This window comes from Nonlabens sp. Asnod2-A12, assembly GCF_045063745.1.
GTDB lineage: Bacteria > Bacteroidota > Bacteroidia > Flavobacteriales > Flavobacteriaceae > Nonlabens > Nonlabens xylanidelens.
Window position 1 is genome coordinate 3,154,579 of sequence record NZ_JBEFOB010000003.1, and the last position, 23,380, is coordinate 3,177,958.

17 protein-coding genes and 2 tRNA genes are annotated in these 23,380 nt (G+C 34.6%); 7 read left to right on the forward strand and 12 right to left on the reverse strand.

The window, feature by feature from the left end; genetic code table 11:
* Positions 1-62: 62 nt before the first annotated feature.
* Together ACJJVJ_RS14330 and ACJJVJ_RS14335 are read right to left on the reverse strand one after the other, a co-directional pair.
* Positions 63-866 carry a DUF4249 family protein gene (locus ACJJVJ_RS14330; protein ID WP_104516690.1) on the reverse strand — a complete coding sequence of 268 codons (804 nt, stop codon included), beginning with the start codon at positions 864-866 and terminating at the stop codon, positions 63-65.
* Between the two features lie 4 nt (positions 867-870).
* Positions 871-3,234, reverse strand: coding sequence for a TonB-dependent receptor (locus tag ACJJVJ_RS14335; protein ID WP_405371110.1), 2,364 nt, complete (start codon positions 3,232-3,234; stop codon positions 871-873).
* Between the two features lie 163 nt (positions 3,235-3,397).
* Between ACJJVJ_RS14335 and ACJJVJ_RS14340 the strand changes: the two genes are divergently transcribed.
* The 4 genes from ACJJVJ_RS14340 (at position 3,398) to ACJJVJ_RS14355 (ending at position 7,613) form a co-directional block, all read left to right on the forward strand.
* Complete coding sequence (locus tag ACJJVJ_RS14340; protein ID WP_104516688.1) at positions 3,398-4,369, forward strand: nitronate monooxygenase family protein; 972 nt, start codon at positions 3,398-3,400, stop codon at positions 4,367-4,369.
* A gap of 105 nt (positions 4,370-4,474) precedes the next feature.
* Complete coding sequence (locus ACJJVJ_RS14345; RefSeq protein WP_405371112.1) at positions 4,475-6,043, forward strand: NAD(P)/FAD-dependent oxidoreductase; 1,569 nt, start codon at positions 4,475-4,477, stop codon at positions 6,041-6,043.
* Positions 6,044-6,135: 92 nt separating this feature from the next.
* Positions 6,136-6,510: a hypothetical protein gene (locus ACJJVJ_RS14350; RefSeq protein ID WP_405371113.1), complete on the forward strand. Its 375-nt coding sequence runs from the start codon at positions 6,136-6,138 to the stop codon at positions 6,508-6,510.
* A 125-nt stretch (positions 6,511-6,635) separates the two neighbouring features.
* Positions 6,636-7,613, forward strand: coding sequence for a VPGUxxT family thioredoxin-like (seleno)protein, type 2 (locus ACJJVJ_RS14355; RefSeq protein WP_405371114.1), 978 nt, complete (start codon positions 6,636-6,638; stop codon positions 7,611-7,613).
* A gap of 3 nt (positions 7,614-7,616) precedes the next feature.
* Here the strand turns inward: ACJJVJ_RS14355 and ACJJVJ_RS14360 are convergent, their stop codons facing one another.
* Positions 7,617-8,138, reverse strand: coding sequence for an adenine phosphoribosyltransferase (locus tag ACJJVJ_RS14360; RefSeq protein ID WP_104516684.1), 522 nt, complete (start codon positions 8,136-8,138; stop codon positions 7,617-7,619).
* Positions 8,139-8,369: 231 nt separating this feature from the next.
* Here ACJJVJ_RS14360 and ACJJVJ_RS14365 point away from each other — a divergent pair.
* A tRNA-Arg gene (locus tag ACJJVJ_RS14365) sits at positions 8,370-8,443 on the forward strand.
* A gap of 255 nt (positions 8,444-8,698) precedes the next feature.
* On the opposite strand, the gene ACJJVJ_RS14370 is transcribed toward ACJJVJ_RS14365, so the two are convergent.
* The 8 genes from ACJJVJ_RS14370 to ACJJVJ_RS14405 all read right to left on the reverse strand — a co-directional run bounded on the left by ACJJVJ_RS14370 (position 8,699) and on the right by ACJJVJ_RS14405 (position 18,831).
* Positions 8,699-10,117 (reverse strand): efflux transporter outer membrane subunit, encoded by a 1,419-nt coding sequence (locus tag ACJJVJ_RS14370; protein ID WP_405371115.1) that lies wholly within the window; start codon positions 10,115-10,117, stop codon positions 8,699-8,701.
* A gap of 5 nt (positions 10,118-10,122) precedes the next feature.
* On the reverse strand, positions 10,123-13,260 hold the full coding sequence (locus ACJJVJ_RS14375) for an efflux RND transporter permease subunit (RefSeq protein ID WP_405371116.1): 3,138 nt from the start codon (positions 13,258-13,260) through the stop codon (positions 10,123-10,125).
* Between the two features lie 22 nt (positions 13,261-13,282).
* Positions 13,283-14,410, reverse strand: a complete 1,128-nt coding sequence (locus tag ACJJVJ_RS14380; protein ID WP_405371117.1) for an efflux RND transporter periplasmic adaptor subunit — start codon at positions 14,408-14,410, stop codon at positions 13,283-13,285.
* Between the two features lie 12 nt (positions 14,411-14,422).
* Positions 14,423-14,926 carry a GbsR/MarR family transcriptional regulator gene (locus ACJJVJ_RS14385; protein ID WP_104516657.1) on the reverse strand — a complete coding sequence of 168 codons (504 nt, stop codon included), beginning with the start codon at positions 14,924-14,926 and terminating at the stop codon, positions 14,423-14,425.
* 288 nt (positions 14,927-15,214) lie between these two features.
* Positions 15,215-16,057, reverse strand: a complete 843-nt coding sequence (locus ACJJVJ_RS14390) for a M57 family metalloprotease (protein ID WP_405371118.1) — start codon at positions 16,055-16,057, stop codon at positions 15,215-15,217.
* Between the two features lie 707 nt (positions 16,058-16,764).
* Positions 16,765-16,840, reverse strand: a tRNA-His gene (locus ACJJVJ_RS14395).
* A gap of 115 nt (positions 16,841-16,955) precedes the next feature.
* Positions 16,956-17,672: a bacillithiol biosynthesis deacetylase BshB1 gene (gene bshB1, locus ACJJVJ_RS14400; RefSeq protein WP_405371119.1), complete on the reverse strand. Its 717-nt coding sequence runs from the start codon at positions 17,670-17,672 to the stop codon at positions 16,956-16,958.
* A 1-nt stretch (position 17,673) separates the two neighbouring features.
* Complete coding sequence (locus tag ACJJVJ_RS14405; RefSeq protein ID WP_405371120.1) at positions 17,674-18,831, reverse strand: trans-sulfuration enzyme family protein; 1,158 nt, start codon at positions 18,829-18,831, stop codon at positions 17,674-17,676.
* Positions 18,832-18,959: 128 nt separating this feature from the next.
* Between ACJJVJ_RS14405 and hutI the strand changes: the two genes are divergently transcribed.
* Together hutI and ACJJVJ_RS14415 are read left to right on the forward strand one after the other, a co-directional pair.
* Positions 18,960-20,210, forward strand: a complete 1,251-nt coding sequence (gene hutI, locus ACJJVJ_RS14410) for an imidazolonepropionase (RefSeq protein ID WP_405371121.1) — start codon at positions 18,960-18,962, stop codon at positions 20,208-20,210.
* A 5-nt stretch (positions 20,211-20,215) separates the two neighbouring features.
* The gene (locus tag ACJJVJ_RS14415) at positions 20,216-21,235 is read left to right on the forward strand and encodes a formimidoylglutamase (RefSeq protein WP_405371122.1); all 1,020 of its coding nucleotides are present in this window, start codon (positions 20,216-20,218) and stop codon (positions 21,233-21,235) included.
* Between the two features lie 311 nt (positions 21,236-21,546).
* Here the strand turns inward: ACJJVJ_RS14415 and ACJJVJ_RS14420 are convergent, their stop codons facing one another.
* Positions 21,547-23,379, reverse strand: coding sequence for a cytochrome-c peroxidase (locus ACJJVJ_RS14420; protein ID WP_405371123.1), 1,833 nt, complete (start codon positions 23,377-23,379; stop codon positions 21,547-21,549).
* Between the last annotated feature and the right edge of the window lies 1 nt (position 23,380).

Genomic DNA, 23,380 nt, shown 5'->3' on the forward strand with positions numbered 1-23,380 from the left:
TAAGTCACTCTTTTTTTGTTTAGAATTATGTGCCTTATGTAATATGCGAGTAACTTAGTTATTTATTGAATGGTGTATTCTACTTCAAAAACTTCGGATATTCTAAAATATCCAAATGGGTAACGATCTGAATCTGTAGAATTAATAATATTACCTCTGACTACTGCAGGTTGAGTAGCAAATGGACTGCCGCTATCTCCGGCCTGTTGTAATAATACCTCATAAAAATTAAAGCATCTCTGGTCTATTCCCATTATTTTTATAGTTGCAACTGTACCTGGTACAGCATCTTCTACAAAGAATATGGTATCAGCATTATTACCGTCTATAAATTCATCATCACCTATATCTACTTGGTCATTATCTATGTCGTCATACTTAAATAGATAAAAGTCGCCTAGTCCTGCAGGATCATCAAAGGATGCCGTTATTTGTAAAAACTCGTCATCAAAACCGTCAAAAGATTCTTGCTCTACACCTGTAAAAGTAGAAGTGCGCTCTAGTTGCTCACTGCTGGTATAGGTGTCTGCTTGGTCCACAATGGTTAGTGTGTAGATGTTGCTATCCTGCAGGTTTATAGTGTTATTAGTATAGATGCCTTGATTACCTGTGGTTGTGAAATTGTGTACTGTACCGTTATCTTCAGTTATAAAAACGGTAGCGTCAGTAACGCTAGGATTTTCTTCTATATAAAAGCCTGCCGTGCGAGTTAATTCTACAATAGAACTAGTGGTACCGTCTTCCTGTAGTTCTAGTCTAGCGTCTATAACTAGTCTAGGGTCTGAATTATTAAGATCTAATTCTACCACATCAGAGCAGGATATGAGAAAAAGTAGAGCGATAATTATGTAAGGTGACTTTTTCATTTTCTTAAAATTTAAAATTATAAGTGACGGCTGGTACGACACCAAAAATGGATAATCGTGTAGCTTCATTTCTATCAGTATCTTCATTTTCGGCAAATGAGATGCTTACTGCATTGCGTCTATTATAGGCATTATATAAACTGAAAACCCAGCTCGATTGCCATCCTTTTTTCTTATTAGGTTGAGGTGTGTAAGTTGCCGAAAAATCCAGTCTATGAATAATAGGCAGTCTACTACTATTTCTAGACTCAAATGTGGGAACAAATAAACCGTTAAACTCATACTGTCCGTTTGGATACGTGACCGGCTGTCCTGTTTGTAAAGTGAAATTTGCGCCAAGGTCCCATTTTTTATTCAGGTCGTAATTTGCTGTTATGGTAAGATCATGGGTTTTATCCCACGCAGCATTATACCATTCTCCATTATTAATGCCTGGTTCTACGGCTGTTCTTCCAGGAGTGCGCTGTTCACTTTTTGAGAGTGTGTAGGCTATCCAGCCTTGTAATTTCCCTTCGTTTTTTCTGAATAAAAATTCTAGACCATACGCTCTGGCTTCGCCTTCTAATAGTATTTGTTCTACAGCATCGTTTGCAATAAGATCTGCACCGTCTATATAATCCAGTCTATTTTTTACTGTTTTGTAAAAAACCTCTGTTTCAATAGAATAATCACCTATGTTTTTAAAAAAACCTGCAGCTACTTGATTTCCTTTTTGTGGTTTAATAAATGTACCACTAGGTGCATATAAGTCAAATGGGGTAGGTGCATTAGTATTAGAGATTAAATGTATGTATTGATTAATACGCTGGTAACTGGCTTTAATACTCGTGTCGTCATCTATAGAATAGGCTATAGAAAATCTAGGTTCTAGATTAATAAAGGATTCTAGTGTCTCACTGCGACTGCTGGAAAAAGTATCTACGGCATCTTCACTTTCATAGATTTCTAACTCTTCATTATAAGAAAGTGCTTCATTATTTTCATAAATATTAAGGCTTTCCTGCCCTAATCTATTAAAACTGCTTATTCTTAAACCTGCATTGATATTAATTTTATCGCTTAGGGTAAACTCGCCGTCTGCATAGATGCCGTTTTCCCACGCATATTTTTTAACGAGTTGTCTTTCATTGATGCCACTGGTAGAGCTGGTAGGTTTAATTTTTCCTGGGTCAAATTCATAGTAAATGGTGTTGATTCCATATCTCATTTTCACCTTATCATTTACAAAATGGGTGAGGTCATACTTTGCATTAAGATTAGAAATACCGCTGTCAAAGGTGAATTCAACAAAGTCTAATTCTAATCCATAATTGTAATCGCTGTAAATAAGCGATGCGTTAGAAAACCACTTATCATTAAAAAGGTGGTTCCATCTCAGGTTTACAAAACTATTACCAAAAGTGTTACTGAAAAGATTATCTACATTAAAAACATCACGACCAAAATAACTAGACATATACAAACGGTTACTATCGTCCAGATTAAAACTAGCCTTAGCGTTTAAATCATAAAAATAAGCGACATTATCCACGTCGAATAGTGGTAAGAATAAATGGGCATAACTACTGCGACCGCCTATTAAAAATGATGCTTTTTCTTTAATAATAGGACCTTCTAATAGCAATCTACTTGCCACTAGTCCTATACCACCAGTACCACTCAGTTTATTTTTATTTCCATCACGTTGATAGATGTCCAGCACGCTAGAAACTCGACCACCATATCTAGCCGGTATACCACCTTTATACAGTTTAAGATCTTTAATAGCGTCTGGGTTAAATACAGAGAAGAAACCAAATAAATGATCACTTCCATAAAGAGTAGCCTCATCAAGTAGAACCAGATTTTGGTCGGCAGCGCCACCTCGTACATTAAAACCACTAGCGCCCTCGCCAGCATTAGTAACACCAGGTAATAAAGTAAGAGACTTTATTAAGTCCGTCTCTCCTAGTACGACAGGTATTTTTTTTATAGTTTCTATAGAAAGAGCATTCACACTCATTTGAGGTGATTTTGTGCTTAATTTTTCTACATCGTTAGTCAGTATAATCGCATCTAATTCTTCTCCTTGTTCTTTAAGAGAGATGTTTAATTTGAGATTTTCTTCTAGTAAAATCCTACGTTCTATCGTAGCATAACCTATACTGGTAAATTGAATGTTGTAGGTTCCTACAGGCAGTGTGATAGAGTAGTAACCGTATTCATTTGTTATCGTACCGGTTTGTAAATCTGTGATAATAACATTTACGTTAAGCATGGTTTCCCCAGATGCTTCTTCGGTAATAGTTCCTGATAGAGTTGCTTTTTGTGAGTGCGCTTTCGCGAAAGCGAGAACACTAAAAACACTTAATAATATAAACTTTTTCAATGGCTAGAGGTTACAATTTATAAAATAACGGAGGCACAATCAATTTGTTACAAATGTAATGTCTATTGTGATTAGTTCGTGCAGAAGGTAGTTTTTTAAAGATCTGTTTAATTTATTATGCATACATAGTAATACTTTGTTAACTTTGATGAAAACAATATTTATGACCACTTCACAATTCACAAATAAACTATCGTTGCCAGTTGTTGCAGCACCTATGTTTTTAATTTCTGGACCAGAATTAGTTATTTCCTGCTGTAAAAATGGTATCGTAGGTACTTTTCCAGCACTTAATCAGCGTTCTAGTGAAGGTTTTGAAGAATGGTTGATACAGATAAAAGAGGAATTATCCCAATGGGAAAAAGAAACAGGAAAGACGGCAGCACCTTTTGGTGTTAATCTTATCGTTCATGGAAGTAATCCAAGATTAGAAGCAGATTTAAGACTGTGTGTAAAACATAAAGTGCCACTTATTATCACCTCATTAGGTGCTGTGAGCGATGTGGTAGATGCTGTACATAGTTATGGGGGAATTGTATTTCATGATGTAATTAAGAAACGTCACGCTCAAAAAGCTCAAGAAGCTGGTGTGGACGGATTAATATTAGTTTGTGCAGGAGCAGGTGGTCATGCTGGGACTAATAATCCTATGCCTTTTATAAGAGAGACTAAAGAGTTTTTTAAAGGGACTATTTTACTTTCTGGTGCAATGAGTTCTGGTCAGGATGTAGCTAGTGCATTACAAATGGGTGCAGATCTCGCTTACATGGGTACACGTTTTATAAATACAGATGAGTCTAAGGCGACAGATGATTATCGTGATATGATTATCGAGGCTGGTTGCAGCGATATAGTTTATACAGCTGCTATTTCTGGAGTTAGTGCAAACTTTTTAGGCGCTAGTTTAAATGCAGCTGGTATTACAGAAGAGCAAATGAAGGCCAAGGTAAAAATTGACTTTGGTAAAGAAATGAATACCGAGGCCAAAGCATGGAAAACGATATGGAGCGCAGGACAAGGTAGTGCTACCATTAAGGATTCGGTACCAGTAACTGACTTACTCAATAGAATGAAGGCAGAATTTAAAACAGCCATAGAAACACAAATAGAGAATTTAAAGAAGTACAGTAAATAAATCTATATACTGTTTTAATAAAAGCCTTTTTCATATTTGTGGAAAAGGCTTTTTTTCATTTATATGTTTTCCTTTTATTGGTATGTTCTCTATTACCTTTGTCACATGAGCAAACTAGTGCAAATTTCTGTTTTACCGCATCACCTTGAAGACGAAGATCATATACTACATAAGGTTTTTGAAAAAATAGACCTGCGTATGGATGACGTTCAAAAATGGAACGTTAGAAAAAGATCTATAGACGCGAGACAGAAGAAAGTAAAGTACAACTTGCAAATAGAATTATGGCTTACAGGAGAAGAAATCCCTGAAAGAGAAGTCTATAAAATACAAGATGTTTCTGCTGCCACTGAAGTAGCTATAATAGGTGCTGGACCAGCTGGGTTATATGCCGCTTTAAGAGCTGTAGAAGGTGGTCTTAAACCTATAGTTTATGAAAGAGGTAAAGATGTACGTTCTAGGAGACGTGATCTCGCTGCGATTAATAAAGATCATACTGTTAATCCAGAATCAAATTACTGTTATGGAGAAGGTGGAGCAGGTACTTATAGTGATGGTAAATTATATACTAGATCAAAGAAACGAGGTAACGTTCTTAAAGCGTTAGAGTGGTTTGTAGATTTTGGTGCGACGCCAGATATTCTAGTAGATGCGCATCCACATATAGGGACTAATAAACTGCCACAAATTATTACCTCTATGAGAGAAGCTATTCTTGAGGCTGGAGGAGAGGTGCATTTTGAGTCCAAAATGACCGACCTACGTCATGAGAATAATAAAATCAAAGCGATACAAATTAATGATGTAGAGTGGAAGGAGTACGATAATGTAATTCTAGCCACTGGACACTCTGCTAGAGATATATTCAATTTACTGCATAAAAGAGATGTAAAGATTCTTGCAAAACCATTTGCAATAGGGGTAAGAATAGAGCATCAACAAGAGCTTATAGACCAGATTCAATACCATGGAGACGATCAAAACCCATATTTGCCACCAGCTAGTTACAGCCTAGTAGAGCAGGTAGATGGTATGGGTGTTTACTCTTTCTGTATGTGTCCTGGCGGTATAATTGCTCCATGCGCTACAGATACAGAAGAGGTAGTTACTAATGGCTGGAGCCCTAGTAAACGTAATAATCCTTATTCTAATAGTGGGATAGTGGTAAGCGTCTCTCCAGAAGATCTTCCTAATTATGACCCTAATAACCCTAACGATCCATTTGTGTCACTAGATTTTCAAAAACAAGTAGAATACGATTGTTGGCTTGCAGCAGGAAAAACGCAACGAGTACCGGCACAACGCATGATGGATTTTGTAGAAGGAAAGGTATCTACAGATTTCCCTAAAACTTCTTACCATCCTGGATTAACTAGTGTAGATTTAAATAAAGTATTGCCAGACATGTTAGCGAGTCGTTTAAGGATTGCTTTTGTAGCATTCGGTAAAAAGATGAAAGGGTATTATACTAATGATGCTGTATTGCATGCCCCAGAAAGTAGAACCAGTTCACCTATCAATATACCTAGAGACCCTATAACTCTCGAACATGTTGATATTAAAGGGCTTTATCCTTGTGCAGAAGGTGCAGGATATGCCGGTGGTATTATTAGTGCTGGAATAGATGGGATTAATTGTATGGATCGTGTCCTTGAAAAAAATCGATCACGGTAATCTTAAATGTTAATTAATTGCTATTTAGTATAGTAGATGGAGTTGGTGATAAAAGTTAATGTTAGTTTTGCCGGCAATAAACCAACCTATTTATGTCACGAATTTTATATCATAATCTAGATTATGGTGAGCTTTTTATATTTGGGAATTATGTAATAGCTCAAATAAATGAAGGTGTTGTTCTTAAGCCAGAGAATAATGACGAGATGCGAGACATTATCTTGAATCATTTTACAGATAAAAATTGGGTGTACATTTCTAATCGTACGCTGGAGTATACTGTAAATCCTATAACCTACTTAGAAACTTCAAAAATTGATAACCTACTAGGAGTTTGTATTATCACTACTTCCTTAATAGGTAAGAAAACAGCACTTTTTGAGAGTAAATTTTATGCAAAGAGATTTATGGTGGCTTCTACTGTTTTAGAAGCTATTGAGTGGGCATCAGAAGTGTTAGGTGAATAGGGTTAGTTTGATTCTCGCTTTCGCGAAAGCGGAAACCCAATAAACATAATAGATAGTACAAAGTTTATACTACCGTGATACTTCTTATATATTCTTCATTTACCTTTAAATCAAAGGAAAAAGATATGAATATTTTAAAGACAATTCAATGTTGCGCATTTTTATTAGTTGGTATAGCAATGTCCACAGCGCAAACACGTACAAATCCATCTAATCAACCTACAGAGTTAGGTAAAGTTTCATGGTATAGAGATTATGATCAGGCTCTTAAAAGCTCTAAAGAGTCTGGAAAGCCAGTTTTAATTTTATTTCAAGAGGTGCCAGGCTGTTCTACTTGCCAAAACTATGGTAAGGATGTATTGAGTAATCCCTTAATGACAGAGGTTATCGAAAATGAATTTATACCACTTGCCATTTATAATAATAAAGGAGGTAAGGATCGTGTAATTTTAGAAAAATATACAGAAAGTGCCTGGAACAATCCTGTTGTTAACATTGTAAATGATAAAGGAGATAAAATGGTAAAACGTGTAGCAGGTAATTATACAGCCCAAGGACTTTACACCGCTATGGAGGAGGCGCTGGTTATTTATAAGAAAGAAGTGCCTGCTTATATGAAACTGTTAGGAGAAGAGCTGCATGTGAGTAGTGCTAGTCAACAAGATCGTTATTATAGTATGTACTGTTTCTGGACTGGAGAGAAAGAACTGGGTTCACAACTAGGAGTGTTAAATACAGAGGCTGGTTTTATGAAGGGATATGAGGTCGTAAAGGTAACTTATGATAATACAGTGACTAGTAATGAGCAGCTAGATCAATTTGCCAGCCGTAGAGATATGAAATTAATAGGCCTTGATAAATCCTATTATGCATCGAGCAAAGATGAGGACTATTACCTCAAGCATAGCGATTATAAATACTTACCGTTAAGTGAATTACAACGTACCAAAATTAATAGCGCATTGGGGATGAAAAATAATGCAATACAATTCTTAAGCCCTAAACAATATAAAAGATATAAGGGTTTAAGAACCGCAAAGCACAAAGCTATTTTGTTTGATAAAGATTTTCAGTCTAGCTGGAATAGTCTGGCTCTTAATTAATGATTAATAGTGTAAAATAGAATGAACGTTAGGATTTTTTAAGAGGTCCTTACCTTTTAAGAAGTCTAATTCTATAATAAAACTATACCCTACTGTTGTGGCACCAGTTTGTTCTACTAATGATAAGGCAGCTGCTGCAGTACCACCAGTGGCAAGTACATCATCATGGATCAAGACATTATCGCGTGATGATAAGCTGTCTTTTTGTATTTCAAGAGTATCTGTGCCGTATTCTAATTGATATTCTTGAGATATGATCTCTCCTGGTAATTTACCAGGTTTACGCATCATTACAAATTTTGCATTTAGAGCATCGGCCATTAACATTCCAAAAAGAAAACCTCTAGATTCTATGCCTATTACTACGTCTATATTTTTATCCTTATATGGCGCAATAAGAGATTGAGTCATCGATTCCCTCGCTTCTTTTGAGGCTAGTAGAGGAGAAATATCTTTAAAAACGATTCCTTCTTTAGGAAAGTTAGGTATGTCTTTAATAAATTTAGAGAGAGTTGTATTATTCATGCGATAAATATAAAAAAGGGTTTACTGTATTAGGTTATGAAGTGGTATTTAATTAGAAGTAGAAGGGGTTATTGATACTCTAAAATTTATTTTTTAAAATTTATTCAAAAAAAGCCTTGTTGTATTTTTAAATTAAACTATATTTGCAGCCGCTAAAGAATGATATGTTCGGAGGCAAAGGTGATAAGTTTAAAACTTATTTTAAATTGCTACCTTAAAGTAATTAAAAATGGCCTCGTGGCGCAACTGAATAGCGCACTTGATTACGGCTCAAGAGGTTACAGGTTTGAATCCTGTCGAGGTCACAACAAAAGACTTATCATTTAAAATGATAAGTCTTTTTTTATGTCTTGAATATTGATTCTTGGAATCATTGTAATGTAATTTTCAATGAAAGTGAGTGGTCATTTTAATATAAGCCATGCTCTTTTATATAAGTGATCTTATAAAACTTGAAATAAAGTAAAAAAAAGGAGGATTGAGTGTGACTAATCATACCCCAATCCTCCTTTTATATTATTGCTAGTACAATAAAAAATATACTACTCACTTAGTAGTTATTATCTCCATCCACCTCCCAGAGCTTCATATAGATCTACTATAGATGTAAGCTGTAATAGTTTACTGTCGATTACATTAAGCTCTGCCGTTAAGGCACTTTCTCTAGCTGTTAATAAATCTAAATAGGTAGCGTACCCATTTTTGAGTAACTCTTCAGAATTTGTTTCGGCAGTTCTCAAAGCCTCGACTTCGTTTTTTCTGAACTCAAATTTTTTGACCTCGTTTTCATAACTATATAAAGCATTTGATACTTCATTACCAGCAGTCAATAGCGTTTTCTTAAAATTAATAAGAGCGCTTTCTTGATTTGCTAGGGCTACTTCTTTTTGAGTTTTAAGTTTACGCTGGTTTAAAAGAGGCTGTGTTAATCCTCCTATTATATTTGCAAATAAAGAATTAGTTTTAAATAAATCTTCTAGCTGTAAACTTTGTAAACCTCCTGATGCAGTTAATGTTAAAGATGGGTAGAAACTACTATTAGCTACGTTAGTCAACTCAAAAGATTGAATTAGACTATACTCTGCTGCCATTACATCTGGTCTATTGCTTAACAATGTAGCTGGTACACCTAACATGGTTTCTTGTTCTAGATTTTGAAGATCGAGTGAGCTTCTTTCAAAATGTTGAGGTGATCTCCCTAGCAATATACTAAGCATGTTTTCAGTTTTGAAAATAGCTGTTTCAATATCTACTTGTAGAGCTCTTGCATTATTGTATTGTGCAATATTCTGATCTACAGCAACCTGCGTTACCTGTCCAGCATCTTTTAATGCTTTTATAGTTTCTACACCACTTTGTCTAGTTTCAATAGTCTTCTTAGTTATTTCTAATTGAGCGTCTAGAGCTAATAAGTTATAGTAAGTATTTGCAATACTAGATATAAGCTGGGTCTTAACTGCTTGATGAGCTGCAACACTTTGCAAATATGATGCTTGAGTGGCTCTTTTATTACTTCTTATTTTACCCCAGATATCTGCTTCCCAAGATAAATTTGCAGTAACGTCATAAGTGTCTAACCCTCCACTAAAAATAGAGCCAAACTGGCTATTTTCAGAGAACTCCTGTCTCGTGTAATTAGGACCCACATTCAAAGTAGGCAAGAACCCTGCTTTTCCTTGTTTTGCATAAGCTTGTGCGGCAATCATTTGTTGTATTGCTATACGTACATCCATGTTGTTTTTAAGACCATCTTCAACATACTGTTGAAGGTATGGATCTTTAAACAAGGTTTTCCAAGATAAATTTGCAATAGAGACACTATCTGAAGGTAGGTTTTCAGTTCTATAAAGAGCCTCTGTCTCTTTAGTAAGTTCAGGTCTTACATAATCCTTGGCAACAAAACAACTTTGCAGTGTTACCAAGATGATTAATAATAAGATTCCTTTATTTACAATTCTATGTGATATTTTAAATTTCATAGTTTTTAATCTTCAATAGTTTTTACCTGTGGTTGACCAGAAATTTTTTCTTGTAACCATTGAAATAATATAAATAGGATAGGAATAACAAATACACCTATTAGGGTACCTATAAGTAAGCCACCTACTGCACCAGTACCTATTGATTTATTTCCTTCTGATCCTACTCCAGATGCTAGTACAAGAGGCATTAGTCCGAGTATAAAGGCAAATGATGTCATTAGAATAGGACGTAAACGAGATTTTGCTCCATCGATAGCTGCGTCTACTATAGACTCACCGTTTCTACGTTTTTGTAACGCAACCTCCACAATAAGTATGGCATTTTTAGCTAATAAACCGATAAGCATAATTAATGCTATTTGAAAATAGATATTATTTTCCAGTCCTAACAACTTAGTACTTATATAAGCTCCGAATACTCCAAAAGGTAGGGATAGTACGACTGCAAATGGTAATAAGTAACTTTCATATTGTGCACTAAGCAAGAAGTAAACAAATACAATACTTAATATGAATATGAATATTGTCTGACTTCCAGCGCTCACCTCTTCACGAGTTAAACCAGAATAAGCAATGGTATAATTACTCGGTAATTTTGCAGCTTCTTCTTCAATAACTCTAATTGCATCACCTGTACTAAAGCCATCGTTAGTAGCACCAGTAATACTTGTAGAATTAAATAGGTTGAAACGAGTTACCGACTGTGGGCCATAAACACGTTTTAAATTTACAAACTGTGTAATAGGTGTCATTTCGCCAGAGTCCGTTCTAACATACATGCTATTTAATGCACTTACATCAGCTCTATCTTCTGGTAATGCTTGAATATATACTCTGAATTGTTTACCGAATTTTGAAAAATCTGAGGCATAAACACCACCTATATAACCTTGTAGTGTTGAAAATATACTCGATACAGACACTCCTTTTTCTTTAGCTAATGGGACATTAACTTCCATTTCGTATTGTGGATAGTTAGTGCTAAATGCAGATTGTGCATATTTCACTTCTGGATGTTGCATTAACGCGGCAGCAAAATCTTTATTTGCTTGATCCAGGTCTTTGAATTCACCTCCAAATTTATCTAATAAATTTACTTCAAAACCAGAAGCATTACCAAACCCACGAATACTAGGTGGTGAGAAGAAAATGATATTTGCTTCAGGTATACTTGCTGAAATTCCAAATAGTTTTCCAGTAATAGCTTGAGCAGATAGTGATGGATCTTCTCTATCACTCCAGTTTTCTAATTTAATAATTCCAAAACCATAATTACTACCAGAACCATTAATGATACTTCTACCTTTAATAAAGTTAACACCTACTATACCTTCTAAACCTTCAATTTTAGAATACAATTGTCTCGCAACAGCATCTGTTCTATCTAATGATGCTCCAGCAGGAAGTTCTATATTGGCAAAGATTATACCTCTATCTTCATTAGGTACAAAACCAGTAGGTGTAGTGTTTGCAGCCCAATAGATTCCAACCACAGCAATAATCAATAATATTCCAGATATGATTTTCTTTTTATACAAGAACTGAATTGATCTTCCATACCTTTCTATAGTAGCATTAAATCCACGGTTAAATAAAGCGTAAAAACGTTTTACAGGACCTTTGCTTTTTAGTTCTTCATCTTCATTGTGGCCTTTTAATAATAGCGCACAAAGGGCAGGACTAAGAGTTAATGCATTAACAGCAGAAATTAAAATTGCAATAATAAGAGTAACACCAAATTGCTCATAAAATACTCCAGTAGGACCAGTTATAAACGTTACTGGAATAAATACAGCAGCCATTACCAATGTGATCGATATAATGGCACCTGAGATTTCATTCATCGCAGTTAGAGTAGCATTTTTAGGATTCTTTTCACCTTCATCTAGTTTAGCATGAACCGCTTCTACAACAACAATGGCGTCATCTACCACAATACCTATCGCTAGTACTAATGCAAATAGCGTTAGTAAGTTAATTGAATAACCAAAAATATTTAGGAAGAAGAAAGTACCTATTATTGAAACTGGTACGGCAATCGCAGGAATTAGAGTAGATCTAAAGTCTTGTAGGAATAAGAAAACTACTAAGAAAACAAGTACAAATGCCTCTAGTAAAGTATGAATTACTTTTTCAATGGATGCATTTAAAAATAAACTAGTATCATAAGGTACAAAAATATTTAAGCCATCAGGAAGATCTTTTTCAATCCCATCTAATGTTATTTTTATGTTTTCTATGATTTCCTGTGCATTAGAACCTTTAGTTTGAAAGATTCCCATGAAAACTGCAGGGTGACCTAAACTCATCGCATTTGAAGAGTAAGATTGTGCATCTAATTCTATAGTTGCAACATCTTTTAGTCTTAAAAACTCACCATTTCCAAGTGCTTTTATTACAATATCACTGTATTGACTTTCGTCTTTAAAACGACCGCTATAAGTTAAAGCATATGAGAATGAGGCTCCATTATTTTCACCTAATGAACCGGCGGCAGCTTCTAGATTCTGTTCATCTAATACAGCAGAAATATCAGAAGGAATTAAATTATAAGAAGCTAGTTTTTCTGGGTTTAACCAGATGCGCATTGCATAATCTTGTTGTGAGAATACAGACACATCACCAACACCACTAATACGTTGCATAGCAGGAATTACATTAATCTTTAAATAATTCTGAATAAAAGTAGCGTCGTAATTTTCACTGTCAGAATACATTGATATAAACATTAATGCACTCGTTTCTTGCTTTTGAGTAATTACACCTGTTTGTGTAACCTCTTGTGGCAATAAAGGTGTTGCTCTAGCAACACGGTTTTGAACGTTAACAGCTGCAATATCTGCGTCGATTTCTTGATCAAAGTAAACAGTGATTTCTGCTGTACCATTGTTTGATGCAGTTGATGTGATGTAGGTCATACCTTCTACACCGTTGATTTGTTCTTCTATCGGTATGATTACACTTTCTAATACGGTTTCTGCATTTGCCCCTGTGTAACTAGCTGTTACTTTTATAGTAGGAGGAGCAATATCAGGATATTCTTCTATAGGTAATGTACCGATGCTTATTGCACCTAACAAAACTATGATTATAGAAATAACTGTTGAAAGTACTGGTCTTTCAATAAATGTTTTTAACATGATAAATATGTTTAGTTATAATCTAATTTCTAAATAAGGTTGGTACAGGTTTAGTAGCTTCTTCAAAAGAAGTTTCCACCGGAGAAATGGTCATTCCATTTTTCAATTTACTAGCGCCTGAAATAACGATTTTATCATTAATCTCTAAGCCAGATTCAACAACGTATAAATTGTCTACACTACCTTGTACTTTTAAGATAGTAGTGGAAACTGTATTGTCTTTACCTAGTTTGAATATTAAAATATCTCCTTGTTGTTCAAAAGTTGCACTTTGCGGAACTACTATCGCATCTTTATATTCTATAGGGAATCTAATTTTACCACTATTACCGTTGGTTAATATTTCATTAGGATTAGCAAAAGCTGCTCTTATTTGAATAGTACCTGTATTTTGATTAATCTGCCCAGTGCTAGTTTGAATACGTCCTTTTTCAGAATATTCTTTTCCGTTTGCTAAGATTAGGCTTAGGTCAGGTGAGTTCTTAATACGTTCTTCTTTATTCTTTCCTTTAGATCTTTGTAAATGATCTATGTATTGAGCTTCGTTAAAACTAAAAAAAGCATAAACTTGATCAATTTCACTTACTGTAGTTAACGCTGTTGCATCATTAGGGCTTATTAATGCCCCTTCCCTAAAGTTAATGGAACCTACATATCCATCTATAGGACTCTTTATTGTTGCGTAACCAATATTTGCTGCAACGCCACTATAATTAGCTTTAGCTTGAGCAAGATTTGCTTTAGCTGTTTCTAATTGCACAGGGCTAATGATATTTTTCTCAACAAGAGGTATTAGTTTATCAACTTCTACTTGTGCAACGTTAATTCGTGCTTTAGCAGCACCAGCATCTTGACTTAGAGATTGTGTCTCTAGTTTAAATAATAGCTGGCCTTTACGCACTTTTTGACCTTCATCTACATATACTTTTTCAATATACCCAGATGTTTTTGCTCTCACATCACTGTTTACTATACCTTCTATAGTTGCTGGGTAATCCGTGTAGCCTGTCACTGTCTTTAATTGTAATGTAGTAATTGGTAGGCTAGGAGGTGGTGCTTGTGGTGGTGCTTGGTCTTCTTTACTACCACAACCTGCTAATGTGAAAAATACACTAAGCATTAGTATAAAATATATATTATTCTTTTTCATTATTATTTGTATTTAAATATTGATTTTATTTTCAGTTATTTTTTTTCTTAAAGCTTGTATAGAGGCGCTTGCATCTTCTATGAAGTTGATATAATTATCATGAAAGCTCAAATCGAATTTTTCATCTTCATTTTCGATTTTATCGGTGTTTTGTAATTCCTTGTACACCTTTATTTCTTCATGAATTTCACGTTCCTCTCGCCAATGTTTTACCATTTTATCAATGTGTTGGATGATGGTATCTTTATTAATCACGAAATATTTTTTACGATCGCCAGTTTTAGTGAAGTATTTAATCTTATTTAAATCTTGTAAATGATTCAAATGAGTTGAAACTGTGCTTTTACTAGCGCAAAGTGTAAGTACCATATCTTCAAATGTGGTTCCTTTTTTACCAGTTAGAATAATGTAGGATAAGATGCGAGCCGCAACAGGAGCAAGTTGTTCTCTACCTTCTAAATGTACACCTAGCTTCTCAACTAAATCCATTCTTTTTTTACAAACGTTACTTTCCATTTTTAAAACTTATTTATAAGTTCAATATTTATGGTACAAAAGTATTAATTAAGTTCGGAACAAACCGAACCTTTAAGATATAAGGTATTGTTAAAAAAGTTATTTAGTGTGATTATTTAAGGTTTTTCAGTGTGTCAATGAAGTGTTGATTATTGAAAAATGTCTCTTAAAGTTATTAGTATTAGGATGAAAATAGATAAATTGTTTTATTGGATGTGAATTAATGGAATTAAAAAAGCTCGACCTGTGAGGGTCGAGCTTGAGGCTAATTGAATGATAATTTTTGGATTAGTACATTTGATCTAATGCAATTTTATCATTAGCATTAAATTCTCCATCACTTTGAGCAGAGAAGCAAGCATTCATTAAACTAGTAGGGTCCCATCCATTGACAGTACCGCTGATGTAGTTTGCACCATTAGACCCTGCAGACTCACCACTCTGTCCACAAGACTGTCTTGAAAACCAATCACTGTGACGAAAGCCTATAGAGTGACCTATTTCATGAGTGATAACGTGTTCATTTACATTAGTTGAAAAGCTTTCTAGGTTGTAAATTTGAATAGCATCATGAGGTCTACCGCTAGAATCAGGGAAACCTGCAACACCACCCTGATCAGAAGTGTTAAACGAAGTGTCGTAAACATACATATCTGCATTGTTTAAATTAGTTCCGAAAGTTAATCTGAAATTTAGGGTCACATTGTTAAGTCTGTTGTAGTTAGCTACTGCCCATCTAAGACCTGTTTGAGCTTTGCTAGAAAGACCGTATTGATTATTACCTGTATAGCCTACTATGTCTATAGTCCTGTTATTACCTGTAACAAGGTTGTTAGTTCTGAACTGTTTTGTGAAACTGTTAATTTGTTCTAGTGCAAAAAACTGTTCTTCTAATAGAGCGATGTCATCTTCTATATAGATTCTTTTTTCAATGGTACCGTCTGGATAGTGAAAATCACGGATGTCAATATCGTCTGGATTATAACCTATTTTCTCAGCGTGTTTTTTAGCTAATTCTAAGGTACTTTCCTTTTGATCAACTGTGATTTCTTGATCTTGTTCACATGAAGTAAATAGCATTGCAAAGGATGCTAGTCCGATTAATGAAAGTTTGATTAGTGATTTTTTCATAATAAAAAGATTTAAGGGTTTGAAAAATTATTTATTTGGTGATTTAAAAGTATAGGAAATTTCATATGATTCTAGATATTTAAATAAAACTTGAAATAGTCTTATTTAACGTAAATATTATCATATTCCTATTGATAGTCATGGATCAGAGGTTTTTTCCATGCTTTTAAACGTCTATTTTTTTCGATGAAATACATTTTTGATTTAAAATAAACGATCGATAAGTGTGTTAAAATTTATCGATGGTTAACAGATTTAAGTTTAATTCCCTATTAATTTAGTAGGATTAAGTTGGTTAGAACCGAGAATTCTATCAATAAAGTTCTAATAGGAAGTTTTAAGGGGTTTAATAGTGTATGTTTTGTTCGATTTTAAATACCTATTGTAAACGCAAATATGATCCACATGTAATAAATTTTAACAAATGTTATTTTATTGAATTGTGGTGGCAATGAATTAATGTAGAATAAATAGTGCTTATTTTGATTATCATTTGTGCACTTTATTGCTTTATAACTTTGTTTTAAGGATAGTTTACGTTTATCTGATATTATTAAGAATCTTATAATAAATCACTGAGTATTTATGTAGCAATAAAAGAACTGTATTATGTTCTAATTTATTTTTTTAATAGAGTAGAAGTACAATGTTATAGTTTGAGATTCTATAAAATAAAAAAAGGTCTTAGTAAAAACTAAGACCTTTTAGGGTGGAAGACGGGATTCGAACCCGCGACTTCCGGCACCACAAACCAGCGCTCTAACCAACTGAGCTACAACCACCATATCAATGTGAGTTTTTTAAAGTGGAACTCTAGAATTCAACCACTCGCGTTTAGCGGATGCAAATTTAATATAATTCTTAATACTGTGAACGAATTTCTTGTTTTTTTTTAAAATTATTTCAAATCAAAAATACTATTCACTGCAGGATGTCTTTCAGATGTAAAGCCTTCTGCATATTCAGTACCTATAAGCCTACCGAAATTTGCGCTGCGATACATTATAGAATCTAAAAAGTTCTTTGAGTTGATAGGTGTTTTAGGTCCACTATCATTGGGATTAAAAAATTGTGTTCCATAAGCTTGAACCGATGCCATTTTTTGATCCATGAATCCAGATATGTCAACTACAAAATCAGGCTCTATATCTAACCACTGAATATAATGATAGACATGCTTAGGTCTCCAGTGTTCTTGTGCTATACCATCTAATGTAGTTTCTATTCTTTTTAATCCGGATAGAAAACAGCTGACACTTGTTAATTCAGAACCTTTAGCATGATCAGGATGCCTGTCTTTAACAGCGTTACAGAGTATGATTTCTGGACGGTACTTTCTAATTATTTTGATAATCTCTAATTGGTGTGCTTCATCATTTGTAAAGAAACCATCTTTGAAGGCTAGATTTTCTCTAACTGATAGTTTAAGGATTTTTGCAGCAACAGCAGCTTCTTGATCTCTTATTTCAGCGCTACCTCTTGAGCCTAATTCACCTCTTGTTAGGTCTAGTACTCCTGTTTTTTTTCCTAAAGACTGTTCTTTAAGTAGTACACCAGAACAGCTTAATTCTATATCATCTGGATGTGCGCCTATGGCAAGTATGTCTAATTTCATATTATTTTTTTTTACGACTCTTTTCCATGGCTCCTTCTAAATCTTCAATAAGAATATCTACCTCTTCAATACCTACAGAAAACCTAAGTAATTTATCTGAAATGCCTTGTTCTGACCTTTCTTGTGGAGTTAATAAACTGTGAGATGTTGTGCTAGGGGCTAGAATTGTACTTTCTACACCTGCAAGGCTAAGTGCTGGGAATATAATGTTGAGATTTTCTAAAAACTCAGTTTGATTTATATGGTTTTTCAGCTCAAAAGACATCATACCACCAAATGCTCTCATTTGCTTTTTGGCCAGTTGATATTGTGGATGAGATTTTAAACCAGGATAATTAACCGTTTTAATATCTGGATGTTTTTCTAAGAACTTAGCAATTTTCTTAGCGTTTTTGGATTGTTTTTTAACTCTCAAAGCAAGAGTTTTTATGCTGCGTTCTAAAAGCCACACAGTTTGATCGCTTAAACTACCACCATAATTTTTTGCAGTATTCCATACTCTATCCATGTTTACCTGACTGCAACTAACGGTACCGGCGCAAATATCGCTGTGACCGCCTAAATATTTAGTAGCACTATGTATGATTATGTCGATTCCAAAATCTGCAGGATTCTGGTTAATAGGTGAGGCAAAAGTATTATCTATAACACTTGTTAAGGAGTTCGCTTTCGCGAAAGCGGAAACCAAATCCATGTCTGTAACTTCTAACAAAGGATTACTAGGTGTCTCCATATAGATCATTTTTGTGTTAGGCTGCTTGCTAGCATCTAAACTCTGTTGATCTACATGTTCTATCATGGTGTACTCTATGCCGAGATTTTTAAATTCGGCTGATATGAAATGTGCAGTACCACCATAAATAGCACGTTGAATAATTACGTGATCACCTGTTTTAAGAAACGCTAAGAAAACGGCACTGATAGCTGCCATACCGCTACCGAATATCATACCAGCTTCAGTATTCTCTAGAGCGGCCATTTTTTTACCTAATGCAATCTGATTAGGCGTATTGAAATATCGTGGGTATAAATTTGTTCCCTCGCCGCGGTAATCATAAGCAGTTGAGGTGTATATAGGAGCAGTTGCACCACCGTAAACGTCATCTTTAAGCTGACCTGCGTGAACACAGAGGTAGTTATGGTTGTGTTTTTCTTTCATGTTGCCGAAATTAATAAGATAGTTCTTGCTAAATGTAAATTAAAAGTGAAATATATAATTGAAATAATTGCAAATAAAAGCTGGTAGAATATTCCTTGATTTCTTGAAGAGTTAATTATCTTCACAGTATGAGTATACTATTTACAAATATCAAAGAATTAGTCCAAGTTAGAAAATCAACTACTGAACCATTAAGAGGGAAAGAGATGGATGATTTACCGTCTATTAAAAATGCTTATTTATGGCTAGAAGATGGTTTAATTAAGGATTATGGGAGCATGGACGACTTTTTACCACATCCTGCAGAAGAGGTTTATGATTGTACGGATAAAATCATCACACCTGGATATGTGGATAGTCATACCCATTTAGTTTTTGCAGCTACACGCGAGCGAGAATTTGAGGATAGAATCCATGGTCTTACTTATGAAGAAATAGCTGCTCGCGGTGGAGGGATTTTAAATAGTGCTGCATCGTTAGAGAAAATGACGGAAGATGAGCTTTATGAACAAGCACGCCTGAGGCTGGATAATGTAGTGGCGCAAGGAACAACTGCCATAGAGATTAAAAGTGGTTATGGCTTAAGTGTAGAAAGTGAATTAAAAATTTTAAGAGTCGTATCACGATTGAAAAAAAGTGGTACTAGTAATAATTGTATCATACCTATTAAAGCTACATTCTTGGGAGCACACGCTTTTCCAGTCAAATACAAAGAAAATCGTGAAGAATATATTAAGTTGATAATTGAAGAAATGCTGCCTAAAATAGCTGAGGAGCAACTGGCAGATTATGTAGATGTGTTTTGTGAAAAGAATTATTTTACTGTAGATGAAATGTTGCGTATTATAGAAGCAGGTAGTGCTTATGGTCTTAAATCTAAGGTACATGTGAATCAGTTCACATCATTAGGTGCTATAGATGCAGCTGTTAAAGCAGGTGCGGTAAGTGTAGACCATCTAGAAGTAATGGGAAATGAAGACTTTACTGCGTTATCTGGGGCAAAGACTATTGCCACAGCTTTACCTAGTTGTTCATTTTTTTTGGGGTTAGATTATGCTCCAGTGAACGAAATGATTGATCAAAATGTAGCTGTTTCTCTTGCGAGTGATTATAACCCTGGTAGTACACCATCAGGTAATTTGAACTTTGTTTTTTCTCTTGCTTGTATTAAAATGAGAATGACACCACAACGTGCTTTTAATGCGCTGACTGTAAATGCAGCACATGCGCTAGAAGTTCATGATGAGTTGGGTAGTATAACGATAGGTAAAAGAGCTAATTTAATGGTGTTTAAAAATATAGATGGTATTGCTGCTATACCTTATAACTTTGGTCAGGTGATTATTGATCAGGTAGTTGTTGATGGTGAATTTATTTAAAGTCTATGAAGTCGCATTTTGAGTTATTTACCAGAGAAAATTTAGATCAATATGTTTCTAAGCGATTTGACCTTAATGAAGAAGGTGTTTCTGAATTAGAAGATACTTCTAGAATTTATGCTCAAGAAATAGAAATCAGTGATGATTTAGAAAATCTAGCTGATTTAAAAGCTAACTATATCATAATAGGAATACCTGAAGATATAGGAGTGCGAGCAAATTTAGGTAGAGCAGGAGCGAGTGAGGCATGGTCTTCTTTTTTAAATTCCTTTCTAGGTTTACAGAATACATCTTTAAATGCTGTGAGTAGATTTTGCGTTTTAGGAAACGTGAATACCGAAGATCTTATGTCACGAGCTGCTGGTCTAGATTCTTCCCTACATGATGATAGGCTGGAATTAAGTCACCTTGTACAGGTGCTGGATCAACGTGTGAGTGAAATTGCATTAAAAATTATAGAAGCTGGTAAAATACCAGTGGTGATAGGTGGAGGACATAATAATTGTTATCCCTTGTTGAGAGCTTGTGGTTATACAAGACCTATAGACTGTATCAATATAGATGCACATACAGATTTGAGAGCAGCAAAAGGAAGGCATAGTGGTAATGGTTTTAGTCACGCGATTCAAGAAGGACATTTGAAATCTTATTTTATGATAGGGATTCAAGAGAATTATTTGAGCCAGCCCATGATTGATCTAATTAGTAATAATTATGTTATCGATTACAGTAAGTTTAATCATCAACATGTGGATGTGAATGCAGAAGTAAAAATGGCGTTACAGCATATAGATTCTGATTATTTTGCTCTAGAAGTAGACATGGATGCCGTTGCAAATTTTCCATCTAGTGCGCAATCACCTGTGGGATATTCTTTTCAGGAAATGCGAAGTATGATTAATGAAATAATTAAACAATCAAATCGATTACCTAGATATATTCATATTTGTGAGGCTGCGCCTAAGTATGGTTACCCAAATCAGGTAGGTAAAGCACTTGCTACTCTAGTTAATGATCTTCCATAATATGATGCAATCTACTACGCTTATTGAAGAATGGCAGTTTATGTTTTTACCGGTTTTTTTAATTGTTTTCTGGTTGCTTTATGTTTTAAGGAATCTGTCGTCTTTTAGAAAAGAGTTTCAAAAGATGGAGAGGAGAGATAGATCTTCAGAATTAGGTGTGTTACTGCTCGAGGATTTAAAGAAGAAATATATATGGCGTTCTATAATAGCGCTTATAGTCGGCATACTTTTATATATAGCTGTTTACTTTTTTTTGAAGTGATAGAAAAGAAGCGCAATTTTTTAAACTGCGCTTCTTGAATAAGTTAGATCTACTTAGTGGTGTAGGATTCTTTTAAAAACTCTTCGTCAGTCAGTGTATTCATGAAGTTGATAAGATCTGTTTTTTCCTGATCTGTTAAGTTCAATGGGTCTGTCGGGAGTGTCTGGTATTCTTGATCTGTAATGCCTATTCCATAACCGCCACCTAGATCGTAAAATTCAATAACCTCTTCTAGAGTGTTGTATGCTCCATTATGCATATATGGTCCAGTAATAGCTACATTTCTAAGGCTAGGTGTTTTAAAGAAGTGTTTTCTATTCTCTGTTTTATAGACATTAAATCTTCCTAGATCTTCATCAATAACAGCATTTTCGGTCACAGATTTTGTAGGTACACCTAGATGCTCTATTTCAGTTTCCATAAAATCTGGTGGAACGGTGCCGTTAAATACAGGGGCAAAATGACAGGTAGCACATTTTGCTTTACCATTAAAGAGGTTAAAACCATTAATTTCTGAATAGGTAAGCGTATTGACCTCATTTCTGATATTGCGATCCCATTTTGAATTCCAATAATTAAGGCTGCGCACATAATTTGCGATAGCTGTTCTTACCGTATTTTGATCGATAGTAGTGTTGTAAGCGGTTTTAAAGGCTGTTATGTATTCTGCATCTTCATTAATATGCTCTGTAAAGCGTTTTAAATCTGAATGAAATTCTTGTGTATTATTAATAACAGATACTATTTGTCCTTCTAGACTACCGGCTCTTTTATCATAGAAAAAATCTTGTTGATAAGAGCTGTAGGTGAGGCTAGGGCTATTGCGAGTAAGACCTTTGGGTATGGCTAGTCCGTCAGTAAAAGCGATATCACTTTTATGGCAAGTGGCACAGCTTATTTCTTTAGAAGTAGATAATTGATTATCATTAAAAAGACGTTTTCCTAAAGCTATTTTATCCTCTGTTAATGGTGTTACTTTATGCCCTGCAAAATAATCTATAGAGAGAGCTTCTTTAGAGAATAAGCTAGTGGCGTTATTATCAATGGCCATTTGTAAAGGGAATTGCACCTGCCAGTCTTTTGCGGTTTTGTTCCATAATACCAACATAGGATCTATGTGTAGTTTTATGAATTCATACCTATTAAATTCCTCAAAGTTACTAGCTTCTAGGAATTCTTTTGAATCTTGAAATTTTTGCTTCCAGGTTCTTTTTAATTGGTCGTTTTTAAAGTTATGATCATAGAGGTTTAATATTTGTTCCGCTTTCGCGAAAGCGGTAACAGCATCCATCAAACTGTTTTCTAAAACAGGAGAGTCAAAACCGGTTACCCCAGTAGTCGCGGTGCGTATAAACTGTTTACGTATCAACCATAAAACGTGGTAAGGTTTAAAAAATTTTATGTCGGTATTTCTTATTAGAACCTGTAATCTAGACTGTAATTTAGCAGCTGTATTATGAATAGATGCAACGTCTGGAGCATCGCTAAAGATGTTTTCTTCTAGTGTCTGAAAGCTACTAGGGTTGCTGATTTTTATATCAGTAAGATCTTCTTCTTCTACTTTAACAATATTAGGAGAGTTTAAAAAATTATAATTATTTAAATCTTGAAAAGATAGAATAGGTTCCATCTTTTTAAACTCTACACGCGCTTTTTTAAAATAGAATTTTAAGCTGTCTGTATGAGTCGTTGATTTAAGAGAATCTATATAACTGTTGCACGTGGTAAGGTCATTGATAAATAGTTCTTGCAGTTGTAAAGAAGGCTGCAGCTCTACTTGTGTAACGTATTGAGGTGACTCTTGTTTACAAGATATCATTAATAAGAGAAGACCTGCGGTAAAGCAGGTCTTCTTTATTACATTTAAGTAAAATAGTGTCATC